General features: G+C 40.3%; 18 protein-coding genes. 7 read left to right on the top strand and 11 right to left on the bottom strand.

The features are described from left to right. Positions 1-76 precede the first annotated feature (76 nt). Both CIL03_RS17120 and CIL03_RS19700 read left to right on the top strand, forming a co-directional pair. Complete coding sequence (locus tag CIL03_RS17120) at positions 77-922, top strand: MBL fold metallo-hydrolase (RefSeq protein ID WP_094887105.1); 846 nt, start codon at positions 77-79, stop codon at positions 920-922. A gap of 18 nt (positions 923-940) precedes the next feature. Beyond that, positions 941-1,495: a pirin family protein gene (locus tag CIL03_RS19700; protein WP_133087841.1), complete on the top strand. Its 555-nt coding sequence runs from the start codon at positions 941-943 to the stop codon at positions 1,493-1,495. Between the two features lie 47 nt (positions 1,496-1,542). Here CIL03_RS19700 and CIL03_RS17110 read toward each other — a convergent pair whose 3' ends face one another. The 3 genes from CIL03_RS17110 to CIL03_RS17100 all read right to left on the bottom strand — a co-directional run bounded on the left by CIL03_RS17110 (position 1,543) and on the right by CIL03_RS17100 (position 3,682). Then, on the bottom strand, positions 1,543-2,094 hold the full coding sequence (locus CIL03_RS17110; RefSeq protein WP_094887103.1) for a hypothetical protein: 552 nt from the start codon (positions 2,092-2,094) through the stop codon (positions 1,543-1,545). Positions 2,095-2,126: 32 nt separating this feature from the next. Further along, positions 2,127-2,393, bottom strand: a complete 267-nt coding sequence (locus CIL03_RS17105) for a hypothetical protein (protein ID WP_094887102.1) — start codon at positions 2,391-2,393, stop codon at positions 2,127-2,129. Positions 2,394-2,611: 218 nt separating this feature from the next. Continuing rightward, the gene (locus CIL03_RS17100; protein WP_094887101.1) at positions 2,612-3,682 is read right to left on the bottom strand and encodes an alpha/beta fold hydrolase; all 1,071 of its coding nucleotides are present in this window, start codon (positions 3,680-3,682) and stop codon (positions 2,612-2,614) included. 165 nt (positions 3,683-3,847) lie between these two features. On the opposite strand from CIL03_RS17100, the gene CIL03_RS17095 reads away from it, so the two are divergent. Then, positions 3,848-4,162, top strand: coding sequence for an AbrB/MazE/SpoVT family DNA-binding domain-containing protein (locus CIL03_RS17095; RefSeq protein WP_094887100.1), 315 nt, complete (start codon positions 3,848-3,850; stop codon positions 4,160-4,162). A gap of 51 nt (positions 4,163-4,213) precedes the next feature. Here the strand turns inward: CIL03_RS17095 and opp4C are convergent, their stop codons facing one another. The 8 genes from opp4C to CIL03_RS17055 all read right to left on the bottom strand — a co-directional run bounded on the left by opp4C (position 4,214) and on the right by CIL03_RS17055 (position 13,444). Next, complete coding sequence (opp4C, locus tag CIL03_RS17090) at positions 4,214-5,137, bottom strand: oligopeptide ABC transporter permease (protein WP_094887099.1); 924 nt, start codon at positions 5,135-5,137, stop codon at positions 4,214-4,216. An 11-nt stretch (positions 5,138-5,148) separates the two neighbouring features. Then, on the bottom strand, positions 5,149-6,117 hold the full coding sequence (locus CIL03_RS17085) for an ABC transporter permease (RefSeq protein ID WP_094887098.1): 969 nt from the start codon (positions 6,115-6,117) through the stop codon (positions 5,149-5,151). 432 nt (positions 6,118-6,549) lie between these two features. Then, entirely contained in the window at positions 6,550-8,382 is a 1,833-nt protein-coding gene (locus tag CIL03_RS17080; RefSeq protein ID WP_338061898.1) for a peptide-binding protein, read from the bottom strand. 117 nt (positions 8,383-8,499) lie between these two features. Then, on the bottom strand, positions 8,500-9,510 hold the full coding sequence (locus CIL03_RS17075) for an ABC transporter ATP-binding protein (RefSeq protein ID WP_094887097.1): 1,011 nt from the start codon (positions 9,508-9,510) through the stop codon (positions 8,500-8,502). Then, positions 9,507-10,496: an ABC transporter ATP-binding protein gene (locus CIL03_RS17070; RefSeq protein WP_094887096.1), complete on the bottom strand. Its 990-nt coding sequence runs from the start codon at positions 10,494-10,496 to the stop codon at positions 9,507-9,509. Before CIL03_RS17070 ends, CIL03_RS17075 begins: the two co-directional genes overlap by 4 nt. Before the next feature lie 421 nt (positions 10,497-10,917). Then, positions 10,918-11,409, bottom strand: a complete 492-nt coding sequence (locus CIL03_RS17065; protein WP_094887095.1) for a hypothetical protein — start codon at positions 11,407-11,409, stop codon at positions 10,918-10,920. Positions 11,410-11,413: 4 nt separating this feature from the next. After that, positions 11,414-12,421: a DUF3231 family protein gene (locus CIL03_RS17060; RefSeq protein WP_094887094.1), complete on the bottom strand. Its 1,008-nt coding sequence runs from the start codon at positions 12,419-12,421 to the stop codon at positions 11,414-11,416. 6 nt (positions 12,422-12,427) lie between these two features. Further along, positions 12,428-13,444: a DUF3231 family protein gene (locus tag CIL03_RS17055; protein ID WP_094887093.1), complete on the bottom strand. Its 1,017-nt coding sequence runs from the start codon at positions 13,442-13,444 to the stop codon at positions 12,428-12,430. A 161-nt stretch (positions 13,445-13,605) separates the two neighbouring features. On the opposite strand from CIL03_RS17055, the gene CIL03_RS17050 reads away from it, so the two are divergent. The 4 genes from CIL03_RS17050 to CIL03_RS17035 all read left to right on the top strand — a co-directional run bounded on the left by CIL03_RS17050 (position 13,606) and on the right by CIL03_RS17035 (position 19,163). Beyond that, positions 13,606-15,150 carry a spore germination protein gene (locus tag CIL03_RS17050; RefSeq protein ID WP_094887092.1) on the top strand — a complete coding sequence of 515 codons (1,545 nt, stop codon included), beginning with the start codon at positions 13,606-13,608 and terminating at the stop codon, positions 15,148-15,150. A 5-nt stretch (positions 15,151-15,155) separates the two neighbouring features. Then, positions 15,156-16,262, top strand: a complete 1,107-nt coding sequence (locus CIL03_RS17045) for a GerAB/ArcD/ProY family transporter (RefSeq protein ID WP_094887091.1) — start codon at positions 15,156-15,158, stop codon at positions 16,260-16,262. Beyond that, complete coding sequence (locus CIL03_RS17040) at positions 16,255-17,433, top strand: Ger(x)C family spore germination protein (protein ID WP_094887090.1); 1,179 nt, start codon at positions 16,255-16,257, stop codon at positions 17,431-17,433. The genes CIL03_RS17045 and CIL03_RS17040 overlap by 8 nt, the downstream gene beginning before the upstream one ends. Before the next feature lie 233 nt (positions 17,434-17,666). Then, positions 17,667-19,163 (top strand): amidase, encoded by a 1,497-nt coding sequence (locus tag CIL03_RS17035; protein ID WP_094887089.1) that lies wholly within the window; start codon positions 17,667-17,669, stop codon positions 19,161-19,163. Positions 19,164-19,852: the final 689 nt, after the last annotated feature.

Below are 19,852 nucleotides of genomic sequence, written 5' to 3'. Positions count from 1 at the left end.
GTTTTTTCATGCTTTATTCTTTTAATAACAAGGGAAACTAAAAAATAGAATTTATGAAGAGAGAAGGTTTTAATCAATGGAAAAAGATATGAACTATGGTAGTGATTATAAATTTATTCCAGCCACTTCAATCGGAACTGGAGTTGGAATGGAAGTATTGCCTGATTTATACCAGCACACGATTCAGATTGTTAATATTTGTCTGCTTGGTGATCCCAATTCTGATGAATTTGTGTTAGTGGATGCTGGTATGCCTGATTCCGCAAATAAAATTATTGAGGTAACAGAAAAACGCTTTGGAACGAATAGCCAACCGAAAGCAATTATTTTAACTCATGGACATTTCGATCATGTTGGGGCGGTTATAGAATTAGTGGAACATTGGAAAGTTCCCGTCTATGCACATTCGTTGGAAATCCCCTTTTTAACTGGACAAAAAAGCTATCCAGAACCTGATGCAACGGTAGAAGGTGGTATGGTTGCAAAAATGTCCCCGATGTTTCCAAATGAGCCAATTAATTTAGGAGACCATATACAAGCTCTTCCTTCTTACGGCAGTGTTCCTCATATGCCTGGATTTCGTTGGATTCATACTCCTGGACATGCACCTGGTCACGTATCTTTTTTTAGGGACGAGGATCGAGCTTTAATAGCAGGTGATGCGTTCGTTACAGTAAAGCAAGACTCCCTTTATAAAGTATTTACACAAGAAAAGGAAATAAATGGCCCGCCAAGATATTTAACTAATGACTGGCAAGCTGCCTGGGATTCTGTGAAAAAATTAGAAGCATTGCAACCATCTGTAGCAGTTACAGGACATGGGTTACCGATGGAAGGAGAAGAATTATCGGAAAACCTGCAAAAACTCGCTTATGAATTTGAAAGCATTGCTATCCCTGACTATGGAAAATATATAAATTGATTTAAAAGCAACAGTGAAGTGTTAATTGAAAATAAAAAAAGACTAAGCTTAGATGGCAACACAGAAGTTATCACAACACTTGCAATCCCGGCTACTCAATGCTTCATAGCCTTAAACTTCTCGGTCCTTAGGAAAAAATTAAAAGAGATGAAGAAGAGATGCTTCAGATTTTCGTCAGACCCCGATCTCGAGCCGGATATTCAATTTCATGATAAGCCAATAGATAATAGAGATTGGTACTTAATGGTGGGCCCAGAAGAAAGCGATGCTCCTTTATATGTCAGGCAGAATGTATATATTTTGGATGTACATCCTAAAGCAAGGGATGTGCTGGAGATACCTGAGTTTGAAGGGTTAAAACCTTTTCTTTATGTTCTGGACGGGGAAATTGAAGTTAAAGAATTAACAATAGGGAAGCAGGAAGCTGTGAATGATTTTGAAAATGCCTTGCCTGCTCTTACTGCAAATGCTGATTCTGCAGTTGTTTTGTTTTATGGATGCTTCGATGTCTATGAAAGGAACAATCAGTGGGTTAGGGAAAAAATAAAACTTGATAGGAAACATCCAATTTGAGCAATTCTTTTCAAATTGGATGTCTTTATTCTGCACATACTCTTCACTCAAACATTTTTCCAAACCTTTGCATATTTCTTCTGATACTTCGGATCTTTCTCTTTTTCAATTAATTCCAATGCTTTCACTTTTATTTTCTCATCATGTATTTCGTCATATAAATTCCGCATGCCCTGAATAATATCAAATCGAATAAGCGTGTAATTTTTTTCATTCATACATGTTTCAAAACGATTCACAAGATGATTGATAACCAGCTGTTTTTGTTCATGGCCAGCTAACCCTACTCTCCATATTGCCTGCAGACTGTGTCTTGCTGTGACAAACTTTTCATCTTTCGTCACCTCCCAGAGTGCAGGGAAATCTGTCAGTATCCGTTTTTCCGGATCACTTTTGGCAAGTCCTGCCAGAAACTGGGCATAGCGGGATCTTGTATGATTATTTGAATCAGTTAATCCCGCAACAAGCGTATCCCAAACTTCATAAGCCCAGTCAACCTCTTCTTCTGTTGCAGCAAGGATTCTTTGGAAAGCTTCGTATTGAACGTTCTTGACTTGAGATTCAAGATTATTGAAATCAGTTTGTATTGTACTGTCCACGGAAATCATTCCCTCGTATGAAAATAGTTATGTTAACTACTATAGCATGTACCAGAAGGAATATCTTCCAATTTAAAAGTTTCGATTGTCTTTATCTTTTCTGCCTCTGCTAATAACTCTTTTACAAATTTCCCAAGTTCCACAGGTGAAAAGGAGTCTTTTACTCCCTTGATCAATTGCAGCGTTTCAGATTCTATTTGCTTATTTCTATCAATATGGTTCAAGTTATCTTCTTTTCCGTTATGTACAGCGACTTCATTTTTTATTACTTCCAGTGCCTGCCCCAGTACCTCTTCCATTTTCCCCCTCCTTTATAAATCCCACTTATTTATATTCCTTATTTTGCGAATTTTAAACATACTTTTCAAAATAAATAGATTTTCTTAGATCCGCTGCCTCGACTGCCGACAAAGACTTTACTATTATATTAATTTTCGTTAGAAGTAAATGAATATCCATATGTAAAATGGCCAAAAACAAAAAGCCAGTCCAGTTCGGACTGACTTGTATATCATACTTATTCCACTACTTTAGCAGGAACCGGAATGGCCAGTAATTCATTTAGATGTTTATCAATCTGATTATGGTAATAAGCGCCTTCCCCGCCAAATAAACCAAAATGACCGGCAATACTATTAATTACCCTTAGTTCACTGCCAGAGATCAATTTTTGTTCTGCTTCACAGTCTCTAGGAGGGAAAAACATATCTTCGTCAATTGGCATGACGAACACTTTTGCTTTGACTCTCCCTAGTGCTTCTTCCAGATTTCCATTTGTTATCCTGCTGACATCTCCCCGTTGCCATTTCCAGGCCATTGTGAGTAAAGAATTAGGGTCCAGCATTTGGAATAATGGTTGAAGAAATCCAAAGATAAATTCATCCAGGGATTCAACTCCAAATAGTGTCCACTTCTCCTGCTTATAAAATTCAGTGCTTAATCCCATTACTGCCCATATATCTGCATGTCTTTTTAGACCATCTGCGACCTCTGTATTAGATTTATAATTTCCTTGTCTCCAGCCAGGATCTGAGGTAATGGCTTCCATTAAAGTTTTTGTAAATAGGAAGTCATGTTGTGTATTTTTGGCAGTTCCAGCAATTGGCGCAGCACGTTTAACCATGTCCGGATATCTTACTGCCCATTCATAGGTCTGCTGTGCCCCCATAGAGCCTCCCACAACAAGTGCTATTTCCGTAATTCCATAATTTTCAGTGATGAGTTTATGCTGTGCACGGACATCATCCCCGATTCTTACATTAGGAAAATCGCCCATTGCAATTGGGTCTGGGCTGTTATGTGGTGAACTCGAGAGTCCATTTCCGATTTGATTAATAACAACGATGAAATACTTATTCGGGTTTAATGCTCGATCTTCCCCAATGTAAGCTTCGTAGTCTTTACTGGTCCCGGAAAACCATGTTGGAATGACAATGGCATTATCCTTTGCTTCGTTCAACTCTCCAAATGTGTTAAAAGCCAACTTGCAATCAGGTATTTTTCCACCATCTTCCAATTCAAAATCTCCCAGATTATAAAGCTCATAGGGTCCAAGATTCTCCTGAGTGTAGAATGAATTACTTACCATCACGTAACCACCTTTCAATTTATTAAAAGATCGGTGTCTGAGCTATTCAGTAATCTATATTCATAATAATTAAATTATTTAGATAAGTCAATAAAAAAGTGTTTGGACTATCTCTTGTTTTGCTGTTTTATAAAGAAGGTATATAAATACTGTGAGGTGAGTCTGATGTATTGCTTGCAAAACAGTAAAACACTGGGAAGGCAGGGGCTTATCAATCTCCCTAAGAAATGGCGTATGCAGCTGGGGTTTTACACCGGAGAGTTAGTAGAGGTACGTATGTATAATAAAGCAATATGGATACGTCATGCGGGAAATGCAAATACAGAAAATCAACGGTATATTTCTGCGAAAGGGTCAATTACAATTCCCTCTGAAATTAGAAAACTGTTAAAAATAAAAGAAGATACCAGACTAAGTTTTTATGTAGAGCCTGAAGAGGAATCTTTTGTACTTGTGCCAAATAGAATTAATGAAAAATAAATAAGCAGCCTCTCAAAGTATGTTTATTTGTGAGGCTGTATTATTTTATTCTCATCGTCGTTTACTCTTCGGATCAAATGCATCCCTTAATCCATCACCAATAAAGTTAATGGCAAGAACAGTTATCAGAATGCCAAGCCCTGGTGGAATCCATGCTTCCGGGTGGTTGCGCAATATTCGTATATTTTGAGCTTCGGAAATCATATTCCCCCATGTTGGGGTTGGCTGCGGAATGCCAAAGCCAATAAAGCTTAAGCCCGATTCAATGATAATATAGGATGCCATCATTAGGGTTGCATTTACAATAATTGGGCCGATGGCATTTGGAATAAAGTGTTTAAATATAATGCGGAAATCACTTGCTCCTATTGCGCGTGCACCAAGAACGAATTCCTGCTCCCGTAATGATAAATACGTTCCCCTGATAATACGGGTCAGGTTTGGCCATGATGTTAATGCAATAATGGTAACAAAAAGCCCTATGGTAACTTTATCGATAATAGCCATAATTGTAAGGACAAGCACGAGAAATGGCAGCATGAGCATAATGTCGGTTGCCCGCATAATAAGACCGTCAATTTTTCCTCCGTAATATCCGGCGGCCGACCCTAATAAGACTCCAATAACCAGTGTAAAGAACATAGCGCTAAAGCCAACAATCAGTGATATTCGGCCGCCATACAATAATCTGGAGAAGTTATCCTGACCCATTCCGTTTGTACCTAAAATATGTTCTTCACTCGGGCTTTTTTCAATTAGCAGCAGATTTGTTTTCTCCGGATCGATATCGGTAAATACCGGTGCAAGGACACATAGAATGATAATTGCGAGCAATACAAATACACTGATTAAAGCCATTTTATTTTTCACAAAGCGGCGTAATGCCAATTGAAACGGACTTTCACCTTTTTTTGCTTTATCAAGCGAGTTTTTTTCCGGATCTTCAGAAAATGCTGCCTGTGGATTTGTCTGCATCGGGTTTCACCTCAATCGTATCGGATTCTTGGATCGATAATACTGTAAAAAATATCGGCCAGCAGGTTTCCAACCAGAATGAGTATCCCAAGAATCATAGCGATTGCCATAACTACAGGATAATCACGGTTGGTAACAGAACTTAAAAACAATGTGCCAAGTCCCGGATACTGAAATACTTGCTCAGTGATAACTGCACCGCTTAACAATACACCAATTTCGAATCCCATTAATGTGATGATAGGGATAAGTGCATTGCGAAGAGTGTGTTTGTAGAGGACATTACGATCTGACATGCCTTTAGCTTTTGCTGTACGAATATAATCACTTCCCAGCACATCCAGCACCTCTGACCGCATATAGCGCATGTAAGTTGCTGTCCCTGCCAGTCCAAGTGTTATTCCGGGCAAAACCATGTGGTGTATCCGGTCCATAAATGCTTCGAATCCTGTGACGCCAGGGGCAGACAGCGTTCCTTGTGCCGGGAACCAGCCCAGCTTAATGGATAGGACATAAATAGCGATGAGTCCGAAAAAGAAGTTTGGTATCGCCAGACCAAAGAAACCAAATCCGGTTGCACCATAGTCCAATAAGGAGTAGGGTTTTCTGGCTGAGTAAATGCCAATTGGAATGGCCACGATAATTGTGATACATAATGAAAATAATCCTAAATAAAGCGTGTTTGCAAAACGTGCTTCGATTAACTCAGAAACGGAGCGGCCATTAAACACAAGGGAATTCCCAAAATCCCCCTGGGCAACAGAGCTGATCCAGCGTCCGTACTGAACAGGTATGGGGTCATTTAATCCCAATGCTTCCCGCTGCTGTTCGTACACTTCCGGATCAACATTCGGATCTGCCAATGACTGACCTGTCAAAGCATCTCCAGGAGCTAACTGGGCAAGTCCAAATACAATTATCGTCAAAGCGAAAAGCATCGGAATGAAAATAAGAATACGCCGAATGATATATTTGTACATTTTCTCCCCCCTTGATGATAGTTGATGGAGTGTTTGTTATCTACACCTGAATCGCCTGAAATCTATGGTGAACGATCACATAGAACGTCTCTCTGTGCCCGAGCTTCCTGAAATCCAGAGCAAACGGTCACATAGAACGCCGCTCAGTGTCCAATCGTCCTGAAATCCATAGCAAACAGTCATATAGAACGTCTCTATGAGCCCGAGCGTCCAGAATCCCAGAGCAGAAGGTCACATAGAACACCGCTCAGTGCCCAATCGTCCTGAAATCCATAGCAAACAGTCATATAGAACGTCTCTATGAGCCCGAACGGCCAAAACCCGAGAGCAAACGGTCACATAGAACGCCGCTCTACGCCCAAACGGCCCCTAGCTTGTCATTCCTCTTTTCAAAAAAGAGCATGCGCCAGAAACGCACGCTCCTTCTATCAGTTATTCAGACACCCACCATAAATGAGGATCATTTATAAATCCATATGGCATTGGTGCAACACCGTTAAGCCGTTCATTGAATCCGTATATTTTGTTTTGCGCATAAAGCAGCAGGGCCGGTAAGTCTTCTGAGAAAACAGCCTGCCATTCACTGTATTTTTCCGCACGATAATCCTGTTCAAATGCCTCTGGTGCCTGCATAGCTTCGAGCATTAACTGATCTGATTCCGGATTGTTCCAGCGACCAAAGTTATAAGCTGCATCCGACTTCCATAATCCGGATGGATCTGGGTCTCCGCTTCCCAGGCTCCAGCCAATCAGATAAATATCCCAATCAGTGTTATCATTCGTCAAGTCTTCCACATACGCCGTCATTTCTTTTGGCTGTCTCAAGTCAACCTGAACTCCAACTTCTTCAATGAATTGTGCAAGGATTGGTGCAGATGCTTCCCGCAGCTGGTTACCTGTAGGATAGTTAATATTAACAACCCATTCCTCACCATCAGGGGTTTCCCTTAAACCATCATCATTCGCATCGACATAACCTGCTTCGTCAAGCAATTCTTTTGCTTTTTCAGGATCGTATTCATATGCAGTTACTGCGCTCTCATCATATGCCCAGAACTGTTGGGCAATTGGTGCATTGATTACAGAGCCGTGTCCGTATAAAAGATTATCTACAATCGCCTGACGGTCAATTGCATATGCAAATGCCTGGCGGACAAGCTGTTCACTCATGTCTTCATTTGGTATCCAGTTATCCGAGTTAATCGTTCCGCTTTCGACATCAGCATCTGTACGGTGATTCGTTTTAAAGCCCATCAGCTGATAGCCAAAGTCGGTCTGTTCGATAATCTCAATATGATCAAGACCGGCCACTGTTTCAAAGTCAGCAGCTGGAACACCATTCGGATCGGCGATAAAGTCGATTTCGCCATTTTCCAAGAGGCCAAGCATGACAGACTGATCTACAATACGCCAGATGACTTGATCCAGATATGGCTCACCTTTCCAGTAATCTGCATTTTTGGAAAGAACATATTGCTCTCGTTCCAGCATTTCCGTAAATTGGAATGGTCCTGTACCGATAACTTCCCCGGCATTAAGAGTTGCTGGATGTGATGGAATTTCTGCTATCGGAACATCACCAAATATATGCTCTGGTATAATCGGGAAGGCAATATCTTTTAAAATCGTAACGTTTGGCTCCGTGAATTTAAAGGTGACAGTAAAATCATCTTCAGCAATAACACCTGCAAATTCTTCTGTTTCCCCACTGTTAAACTCTTCATAACCGACCAGCCGGACAACATATTCTGTACGAACCCCGCCAGCTTCTACATATCCGGGGCTTGCCATCGCCTTATACGTATAAACAACGTCTTCAGCTGTGAAAGGTTCCCCGTCATGCCAGGTTACGCCTTCCTCCAGGGTTAACGTGATTTCGGTATTATCATCATTGATCGTCCAGTCCTTTGCCAAATTTGCTTCAAATTCAAGGTTTTCATTCTGGCTCAGGAGGCTTTCATGTGTAAAGGACAATATATTATCCTCATAGGCTTCCTCGTAAAAGATTGGATTAAACACTCCTGCAGGAGCAGTGTCCATTGCCCCGGTAAGCGTTCCACCCATTTGCGGACTATCATCCGCAGGCTCTTCTTCCTCTGCTGGTTCATCATCTGTTCCTTCCTCTTCAGCCGGTTCCTCTGTTTTTTCCGGCTCTTCAGCCTCTGCGTCGGAATCTCCTGAATCACTGCTGCAAGCAACCATCACGATACTGAGCAGAAACAATAGAACAAGAAATGCAATACCATGCTTATACTGTTTAAACAAACTATTTCCCCCTTATAAATAGTAATGAGAGTTTATTGCAAAAAAATTAATTCATCACCTCCTAAGAATCTATTAGTGTATATTCCTCATCAACGTGAATTATGCCGAATGGATGATTCATTTGTCTTTAGTAGTATACAAATGACATGCAGCAAAATGGCCATCTTCTATCTCTGTCATCTCTGGACGTTCCACAGCACAGCGATCATGTGCAAGTGGACATCTTGTGCGGAATGTGCACCCTGAAGGAGGATTGGCAGGGCTGGGAAGGTCTCCAGTCAGCTTTACTTTTTCCGTTTTTGCTGAACTGTTTTGTTTTGTATTTATGACTGGTATAGAAGTGAGCAAGGCTTGAGTGTAGGGATGCAGCGGATTATTATATAATGATTTTTTATCTGCTATTTCTACGATTCTGCCTAGATACATAACAGCTACACGGTCACTGATATGTTTAACGACACTCAAGTCATGTGCAATAAATAAATATGTCAGCCCCAGATCGTCCTGCAGATCTTTCATCAGATTCAGTACCTGCGCTTGAATGGAAACATCCAGTGCAGATACAGGTTCATCACAGATCAGGAATTTTGGATGGTTAACCAGTGCTCTTGCAATGCCTATCCGCTGTCTTTGGCCACCGGAAAACTCATGTGGATATTTCAGGAGGTCTTCTTTTCGCAATCCTACTTTTTCAATAATTTCTATTGCCTTTTCTCTTCTTTCTGATTTGGAAAGGTTTGTTTGTACGAGCAGCGGTTCCTCGATAAGTTCAGCAACACTCATTTTCGAATTCAATGAGGCGAACGGATCCTGAAAAACAATTTGCATATTACTCCGAAATGGCCGGAACTGTCTGCTTTTCAAATGTGATATATCCTCTCCGTCAAAATGGACGCTGCCTTCCGTGGGATCTAATAAACGGAGAATAACCCGGCCTAGGGTTGATTTTCCGGATCCTGATTCACCGACAATGCCAAGTGTTTCCCCTTTTTGAATGTGAAAAGTTACATCATCGACCGCCTTTAGGTGACCAACTGTTCGTTTTAAAACCCCACCTTTTATTGGAAAATATTTTTTGAGATTTTTTACAGAGACAAGTGAATCATTTTGATTGCTGGTTGGAGTCATTTGGAAGCATCCTCCTTTTCATAGAGATGGCAGCGGACAAAGTGATTAGGGGATACCTCTTCCAGCTCCGGATTTATTTGCAGACATTTTTCCATCACATATGGACAGCGGGTCGAGAAGCGGCATCCTTGTGGAAAATCATATGCTGGTGGGACGGTCCCCTTAATGGTTCCGAGCCGGTCCACCTCTTCGTCGATATTAGGAATGCTTTCAAGCAGCCCCATAGTATAAGGATGCTTAGTATTATTCAGCAGTTCTTTTGTTGCTGTTTCCTCAACAATCTGGCCTCCATACATAACCAGCACCCGGTCTGCATATTCCGATACAACACCAACATCATGTGTGATCAGAAGCAGGGCCATTTGAAATTCTTCCTTCATTTCAGCCATTAGGTCAAGAATCTGGGCTTGAATTGTTACATCCAAGGCAGTCGTAGGTTCATCAGCAATAAGCAGTTTGGGATCACAAGCAATAGCCATTGCGATCATGACACGCTGTCTCATTCCCCCTGACAGCTGATGAGGATATTCCTTCATAATATCTTCAGCCCGCGGGATTCCTACTATGTTTAATAGATTAATAGCTTTTTCACGTGCTTCGGTTTTGTTTGCCTTTTTATGTTTTTTGAGGATTTCAGTAATCTGGTTTCCAATCGTATAAACAGGGTTTAGAGCGGTCATCGGCTCCTGAAATATCATGGCAATTTCATTTCCGCGTATTTTTGTCATCTGTTTTGGGGTCAGATTGACCAGTTCTTCCCCATCCATGAAAATAGTTCCATTCTCAATACGCCCGGGCTTATCGATAAGCTGCATCACAGAAAGTGCTGTTATGCTTTTGCCGCTCCCTGATTCTCCTACAAGGGCAATGGTCTCACCCGGATAAATAGTAAATGAAATATTATCAACTGCCTTTGCTATTCTTTTATCATCCAAATAAAAGTAGGTTTTTAACTGATTGACATCTAATACGGGATCCTGAGGCATTCGCACACTCCATTCATAAATATAGTTTGACTGCATCTGATAATAGGAATCGCTCGTATATCCTATGAGGCCGGGCTGTATTATATTCATGGGAAATAGTAAATAATGCTTATTTGAAAAGGATGGTGGAGAGGCAGGAGAGCGAAAATACAATTAACTTCATCTGGTGTGGGCTTGAAGATTTACCCAGCAGGTTTGGAGAGAGGTTCTATTGTCTAATTCTAAACAGTTTTTGGTAGGGTATTTTAAAAGTTTTTGATGAAAAATGTAATTAGCTATGCTTGTCTGATAATCACTTCAAGTCTTCAATCTTTCCATCGACAAAGTACACTCCTTTATCATCAGACTTGTACGTTCATCCGGTAAAATCCCTCCGGGTACAGAAAGCCTCCAAGACTCGTTTTCAGATCTTGAAGGCATCTCAGGATAATTGTTCTCTATTATAAATTTTTAACAAGATCCATCTTATAAGTGCACCGACACTTAAACCAATTGGCAAAAACAGTATTGGCAGCCACATTGGGCCGATTAGACTCCCGAATATTGTAAACCCTGGAGAAAAAATTAAGCCTACTGTTACAAAATAGGCTGAAAAAACAAGTGGCAAATAGGCAAAAGGCTTTTCACCCCCGCCGGCATCCTTATAGGCATCCCAAATTGCAAAAAAATATAAACATGGATAGAACATTAGCCATAAATAATTTGTTTGTGCGATTGCTTCCTCAATCTTAAAATTAAAACTTAAAACGATAATAGTATTAAAATTTCCCATAACATTAACAAAGATTTCCAAACCTACTAATAGCAGGCCTTTGACATATTTATGATTCAGTAATTGTCCAAATCCAGGCAGGGCAATACTCCATAGCAGAGCTTCTAATTTTTTGCTTTTTTTATTTATTTTTGTCTCCATCCGATTACCTATTTGCTAATTCTTTTCGGTCAGCTGCCATTGGCGGTTGCTCCATCCAGCCATTCTCAATTACAATATTTGCCCCATCTTCAGCGTAGGCGGCTATCTCTGATGTTAAGCGTGCATAGTGGGTGCCTAGATCCCGTCTTGGACTTGCTGCCATCGAAACCCCATATTGACCAATGCCGGATGCTATCAAAACAGATACCAATTCCATCATTAATTTATCTGAAAAAGGTGCAACAGTAGAATCGGTTACCTCTGATGTCAGTAATTGAGCACCATCAGCTAAATTTTCCTCACTTAAAATAGACTCGAATATTTCTAAGTGTTTTCCGGATATATTTCTGCCTCGTTCAAAATAGCGTCTCACTTCTTTTGTCTTTGCCACCTGACTGAATCCAGTAATTATTGCCTGCCCAATCGCATTCCGCTTTGTATGAAACACCAGATTGGCGATTTCAACACCAAGTAATGGTCTTCGATCAGCAAACCATCCTGCCAGAAAGCTCTGTTTCTTTACAAAATCTATCTGTTTTGGCTTCGGGATTTGTGGTGCTCGTAAATAAACCCCTTTTTCTTTTGCCAATTCCTTTGCTTGTATATGGAGTTTTCTTACTGCTTGTATATTTTCAGAGTAATAGTCAATTACATCCTTCCTTGCAGCAGCTATAAGAGCAGCTGAATATGCTATGAGAGTTATATTAGTCATATTCAAAATATACTCAAGGTAAAGCTTATCCGAGAATAGCCGTGGTGCACTTAAATTGACATCCTGCTTGGTAAATCCTTGGGGAACTGGGTAATTCTCCTTGTTAAAGAACGCTGTTAAATCTTCAACATGCTGCTCCATTAATGTTAATGTATCTTCAAGAAGGGCACGGATTTGATCATCATCAACATTGCCTAAAAAATACTTTAATCCACATATAGCCATGGTATCGCTTTGATAGGATGTCCAAAGGGTGGAAATTTCTGCTGATGTAAGTTCAATATGATCATGATTTTCCATATGTTTTTATTCCTTTCTTTTATCCGTTTTTGCTAATTCATCCCGGTCGACCATTCGTGGTGGTTCCTCTAACCATTCATTGTCTATCATGATGTTGGCACCATCCTCGGAGTATAATGCGATTTCTCCTGTGAGCCGTGTATAATTTGCGATTAGATCCCTTCGGATATTAGTGGATATACTTAGGCCATAGAATCCAATCCCCAGGGTAATCATTTCCGTTACATGATACATCATTAATTTGTCGGAAAAAGGTGCAATATCATTAGAGTCCGTTACCATGGAGTCTGAACCCATTGGTGCAGGGACATTTTCTTCATTTAAAATTGAGCTGAATATGTTTACATGTTTTTTTGCGATCTGGATTCCTCTGCTAATATATTCTGTCACTTCTTTTGACTTTGCTACCTGACTAAAGCCTGTCAATGTAGCAACCCCCAAACTATTGTGTTGTAAATTTCCATAAAGGTTGGCGATTTCCAATGTTGTTAACGGTCTGCGTTCCCCGAACCATCCGGTCAGGAAGCTTTGCTTTTTTACGAAGTCTACTTCATCCGGTGTAGGGATGCTGGGTGGACTATTATAAACCCCTTTTGATTTTGAAACAGCCATTGCCTTTTCATGAAGTTCATTAAACTTTCGCAGGCTCTCTGAGAAAAATTGATATATATCTTCCCGCGTTGACATGCTTATAGCAAGTGAACACGAAGCCATTCCAAGCATCCCCATTTGGTAAGTATATTGTAAAAAGTAATTATCCGTATACAAGCGGGGAGCATTAAGGTTCACATCTTCATTTGTAAAACCAATCGGAATTGGCTTATTTTCCTGTTTAAATAGATGGCTCAGTTTTTCCAAAGCTGATTGTGATAATGTATAAGCCTGCTTTAATACGGAATGAATATCCTCATCCTCTACTTTTTCCAGAAAATAGGAAAGGACTGTAGATGTAAGACTGGCGTTCATATAGGATCCCCAGATTTGTGCTATTTCTGAGGAAGTTAGACCTACCTTTTTTTCCATTTATTCTTTTCCTCCCATTAAGTTCAGTTTTTTTAGTTTTCCTGGAAATCATATTTTCATACAATCTATTTTTGAATAAGGAGTTGCTGGATTTTGTATAAAAAAGCATGGAAATGGGAAAGAAAAGGAGAGCGACAATCGTGGGATAGAGGGGGTATAAAGTGAGACGTTCATTGTTTAGAAGGAATAAAAAGAAAGAAACCAATAACAATGAAGAAAACTTTTCTATCAAGATATTTAAAAACCTGGATAAGAACATGGGTAATCTAAAAAAAATGCTGGATGAACCAAATGATCTGGTTATCCGTAAATTTACCATTCATGATTCCAAACATAAGTGTGGAGTTGCGTATATTGATGGCATGGTAGATAGTGATTTAGTACATAACAATATCATGAAAAGTGTGCAGCTAATTACAGGTAGAAAGCCGTTGCCTGAAGCAGAATCGAAGCTGTTTGAGGAAATTTACCAGGAAATACTGTCAGTGACCAGTATTAAAAAAGGGACTACATTAGACGATATTTCAAATGCTATTCTCGGTGGCAGTACAATTTTCTATATAAATGGCATCGATAACGTAATCATAATGGATACACAAGGGGGGGAAACCCGTTCGATTGAAGAACCGATTACAGAAACAGTTATTCGGGGATCAAGAGAAGGGTTTGTTGAGAATTTACGAACAAACATAGTTCTGATCCGCCGCTATATAAGAGATCCTAATTTGCGCTTTAAGACATATCAGGTAGGAAGGCGCTCCAAAAAGAGCCTTGTTGTATCTTATATGGATGGAATTATAAATCCAGATATTGTGAAGGAAGTTAATCGGCGATTGGAAACAATTGATATGGATGATGCTCCAGAATCAGGCTATATCGAAGAATGGATTGAAGACAGCTTTTTATCTCCATTTCCGCAAATATTAAATACTGAAAGACCAGATAAAGTAGCCGCAGCCATTTTGGAAGGAAAAGTTGCAATTCTATTGGATGGTACGCCATTTGTATTAATTGCACCGGCAACCTTAGGGAATACTTTGCAATCTCCTGAAGATTACTATGAGCGTTGGACGATTGGAACTCTACTGCGGGCTTTACGGTATCTTGCTGCGTTTATTGCGGTATTTCTGCCTGCATTATATATTGCATTGGTTTCTTTTCACCAGGGAATGATTCCATCCGATTTGGCATTCTCCATTGCTGCAACAAGAGAGGGTGTTCCATTTCCAGCGTTCGTTGAAGCGATGCTAATGGCTATAACGATGGAGCTGTTACGTGAAGCCGGAACAAGATTACCAACACCAATAGGGCAAACAATAGGTATTGTTGGAGGGCTGGTTATCGGGGAGGCAGCAGTATCAGCTGGATTAGTTAGTCCCGCTATGGTAATTGTTATTGCGCTTAATGCAATTGCATCATTTTCACTGCCATCCTATAGTGTAGCAATTGCCTTTAGGATCCTTTTATTCGGCTTGATGGTTGCCGCTGCTATATTCGGACTTTATGGGATAATTCTCTGTTATATTATGCTCAATATCCACCTAGTAAATTTGAAAAGTTTTGGTGTGCCTTACACTACTCCTTTTGCACCAAACTTCTTAGGGGACTGGAATGATCTTGTTTTACGAGCGCCGGTTACTGCGATAAAGAGACGTCCAACTTATATGCAAACACATGATGAAAAGTCAGTAAATAAAGGAGACTAAAGGCAGTGAAAAGTTTTAAATATGCTGATGAAAAAATTAGTGAGAAGGAGATCCTGATTGCAATACCATCGATGGTTATTGGTGTAGGAATTCTTACTTTGCCTAAAGATCTGGCTTCAGCTGTAATGGCTGCCGATGGATGGATTCCTTTATTGGCCGGTGGTTTTATTGCAGTTCTTATGACTTGGATGGTAGCTAAATTTGCATCGGGTTTTGCTAATCAAACATTCCTTACCTATGCATCCAGCATTGCAACTAAGCCTGTGGCAATTGTTTTGACTTTTGTATTCGCAGTTCTTTTCTTATTGATAACTGCATTTCAAGTACGACAAATTGCAGCTATCTCCAAACAATACATATTTGATCGTACACCACTCGAAGTCATCGCACTCACTTTTCTGCTTGTCGTTGTTTATGCTGTTTCAGGGTCAAGAGCAGGCTTGTTTCGGTTGAATATGATGTTTTTCCCGATTATTCTCTTTATTGCGTTTTCTGTTTTTATATTTAATTTGGGCTGGTCTGATCTGGGGAATTTATTGCCAGTATTTAGAACTGGCTTTACCGATTATTTAAAGGGGCTTAATACAGGTATCACTTCATACCTCGGTTTTAGTATTTTATGGTTCTACATCGCATTGGTAGATCAACCAAAGAAGGCACCGAAAATGGCTGCACTTGGCATGTGTATACCAGTTGGATTATATATAATGCTGTATATCCTGTGTATCGGGGTGTTTGGCCGGGAAGTAACAGCAAATTTGCTTTATCCAACCGTAGAATTGGCAAAAGTGGTCGATATTCCGGGTGGTTTTTTTGAGCGATTCGAATCCGTATTTTTTGTCATTTGGATTATGGCTATTTTTAATACGGCATCAATGGCTTTAGATGTAGCAGTTCTTGCTATTAACTCCATTTTTGAAAGGTTAAAAAAGCTCAAGATACTTTTAATTTTGTCTCCAGTCGTATATGCCGTCAGTATGTTTCCTCAAGATAAAGTGGACGTAGATTCATTTGGCTCGATGATGAGCCACTCTATGTTTTTCTATACTATATTTGTCATTGTTCTTTTAATTGTTTTAGCTAAAATGAGGGGAGTAAAGCGAGATGAATAATCGACTTCTAATCCTTTTATGCTGCATGATTATTATGCTTTCAGGGTGCTGGGATGAAAATGATATAGAAGAACGAGGTTTTGTGATTGGTGCCGCTATTGACCTGGCTGAGGATGAGCAAGGAAAAGACAGTCCTACCCTAACACTGACCAATCAATTCGTCGTACCAGCAGGAATAGGCATGCCCGGGGGAGGAGGCGGTGAACAAAAAGCATTCAGCAATATTTCGGGCAGTGGTGAAAGTTTATTTGGGATTATCCGGGAAATGTCAACCACTGTGAGTCGTGCGCCTTACTTTGAGCATTTAAAGGTTATAATCATTTCTGAAGAGGTAGCACGCCAGCCAGATTTATTTGGAAGCATAATTGATTTATTTATTCGTGATCAGGAAATGCGCAGGGAAATCAAAATAGTAATTTCAGAACAGAATGCTCAAAAAGTAATGAAGGTGGAACCCGAAGCCGAACAACTTCCTATCATGTATATGAATGATGTCATGGATAACACGGTTAAAGCTGGCGGGTTACTTGAACCCGTCAGAATGGGGGACATGCATGAATACTTACTGGAGGAAAGTAATTATGTCATTCCAAGAGTTTATTCATTAGATAACAGAATAAAATTCAAAGGGGCGGGTGTTTTTCGGGGAAAAAGCAACAGGCTTGTTGGGAATATCAATGATGATGAATCAGTAGGATTGAATCTAATTACAAATAGTACGGAAGGTGGGTTTATTAAATTTGAAATTAATAATAAATTAATGATTTACGAGCTTAAAAAAACAAAAAACACAATAAAAATAGATACAAAAGATCAGGATAATATAAAAATAGATATAACCATTGATACAGAAGGAAATATAGGTGAGATGTATGGTGAGAGAAGCCTTCTGGAAAAGGATTTTCTTAGGGAAATCGAGCAGAAAGTAAATGAAAAAATCGAACTGCTGGCAAACAATGTAATTAAAAAAGGTCAAGAGGAACTGCAGTTGGACTTTTTTGGGTTTAGTGATATTTTGAAGCAAAAACATTATGAAACCTGGAATGAAGTAAAGGACAACTGGGACCAGGGTGATAACATTTTTGCGAAAAGTACGATCAATGTAACTGCTGACTCCATTATTCGAACAACAGGAGCCAGTGATCGCGTCAAAGATCAGGGAAGTGAGTGATCGTTTTTATGTGGGAAAATTTAATAGGAAGATTACCGGAAAAATTGATTCTTTTTTGTACTGTATTGGCTTTTTTAATACCATATGCCATTTATAAAATTAATCAGAAGCTGCATAAATATGCCGATCCCCCCTGGAAGAAAAATCAGGGTGATAGCCCTGCAGAATAGGAAATTTGAGACTAATCCATCGTGCATGATACACTTAAAGTAAAAAAGAATAGGGGTGCAGAGATGGATCTTCAAACATATTTATCACTGGATGCAACAGATTTGGCAGAATTAATTCAAAGCAAAGAGGTAAAACCAAGTGAGCTGCTTGAGTTAAGTTTTCAGCAATTAGAAAAAGTTAATCCAAAACTAAATGCAGTTATACATGACAGAAAAGAAAAGGCCTTGGCTGAAGCGAATCATGTAAGTATAGAGAACCCTCCATTCGCAGGAGTTCCTACTTTATTAAAAAATATTTCACAAAGCTTGAAAGGGGAGCCATTGACTTCTGGATCCAAACTGCTAAAGGCTTCCATTGCAGACCATGATTCCCATCTTGTTGGAAAACTGCGTGAAGCAGGATTTTTATTTATCGGACATACGAACTCTCCTGAATTTGGTTTGAAAAATATTACCGAGCCTGAAGTTTATGGTCAAACAAGAAATCCATGGAATCCGGATTATTCACCAGGTGGCTCAAGTGGAGGTTCAGCAGCGGCAATTGCCTCAGGAGTTGTTCCGTTAGCAGGTGCAAGTGATGGTGGTGGATCGATTCGTATCCCAGCATCTTTTTCCGGTCTATTTGGTCTAAAGCCAACACGTGGCCGTACACCAGTGGGACCGGGAGCAGGTCGCCAATGGCAAGGTGCATCGATTGATTTTGTAGTTAGTCGAAGTGTTCGGGATAGTGCGGCAATGCTTGATCTGCTGCAGGTTGTACAGCCTGAAGCCGCATTCCAGACTCCGTTATTTCCGGGAAGCTATAAAGCGGAAATGGAGCATGGGTTTGACAGACCATTAAAGATTGCTTATAAAATCGACTCACCTGTTGGCACACCAATTTCAAGGGACGCCAAAAAGGCAGTGGAACGTACTGTGAAATGGCTGGAGCAGCAGGGCCATCATGTCGAGGAAAAAGATAATAACGTAGATGGTATCCAATTAATGAAAAATTACTTTTTGATGAACAGTGGGGAAATTGCCACAGTTGTGCGCCAGCTGGAAGCGGGTCTCGGAAGGGGAATAACGGCAGAGGATGTGGAGATTGAAACATGGCTCTTAAATGTTGCTGGTAAATCCGTATCCGCGGCAGAGTTTTCAGAGAGCCTGGCTTCCTGGGACACAGCTGCTGCTCAAATGGAAGAACTGCATCAATCCTATGATTTTTATATTACACCAGCCACTGCGTATACCGCACCAAAAGTTGGTGAGCTGACCCATTCTGAGGCTCAGCAGGAACAGCTTCGTGAACAAATTTTAATGGCAGATAAGAAAGATCAGCAAGCTATAATTTACGATATGTTTTTACCAAGTTTAACGTATACCCCTTATACGCAGCTTGCCAATTTAACAGGTCAGCCGGCCATGTCAGTTCCGGTTCACTTGTCGGATGAAGGGATGCCACTGGGAGTACAGGTTATGGCTTCAAAAGGAAAAGAAAACAAATTGCTGCAGCTTGCATATCAATTGGAACAATCTGATTTGTGGGTGGGAATGAAAGGAAATCCATATTTTACTTGATAACAAGAAGCTCCTCACATAGTTGGGGAGCTTTTGGTTTGGAAGGATTTTCTGAGTGCGAAAAGTATGTGAGAACGCTTATTTGTGCCCGCACATCCAAAAAGTGGTAGCTCACGGTTACATAGAGTGCTTCTCTGTGCCTGCACATCCAGAAAGTGGGTGTCTTAGGTCACATAGAGCGCTTCTCTGAGCCCACACAGCCAGAAAGCGGTAGCCCGTGGTCGCATAGAGCAGTAGCCATCGGACGTATAGAGTGCTTCTCTGGGCCTGACCAGCCAGAAAGCAGTAGCTTCCGGTCAGCACATCCAGAAAGCGCTAGCTTCCCGGTCACATAGAGTGCTTCTCTGAGCCCTGCCAGCCAGAAAACAGTAACTCCCGTAACATAGCCGAATTGCCTAAAAATCAGTAGCAGCCTGCCGCATAGAACCCAACCCGACCACCACTTCAATCCTCAAATCTATCCAATAATAAAATTATCTCCCTAGCGCTAATCTTGAGAAAAATTCTACTAGTGCTACTTATTGATTTAAGGTTTAATTATTGAATCAAGCCATTTATAATATAATCTCATCTTTGACAGTGAAAGTCACAGAAATGCTTTAATACCAAGCATTTCTGTGACTTTTTTAGTGCTCAAAAGTGAGTACTATTTGTGTTTTTTAACTTCTTTTAAAATATTTTTCATTTTT

The organism is Virgibacillus indicus (assembly GCF_002266285.1).
Classification (GTDB): Bacteria; Bacillota; Bacilli; order Bacillales; family Amphibacillaceae; genus Virgibacillus_K; species Virgibacillus_K indicus.
Note: the sequence above shows the minus strand (reverse complement) of the source record. Positions and strands in the feature narration are given on the sequence as shown.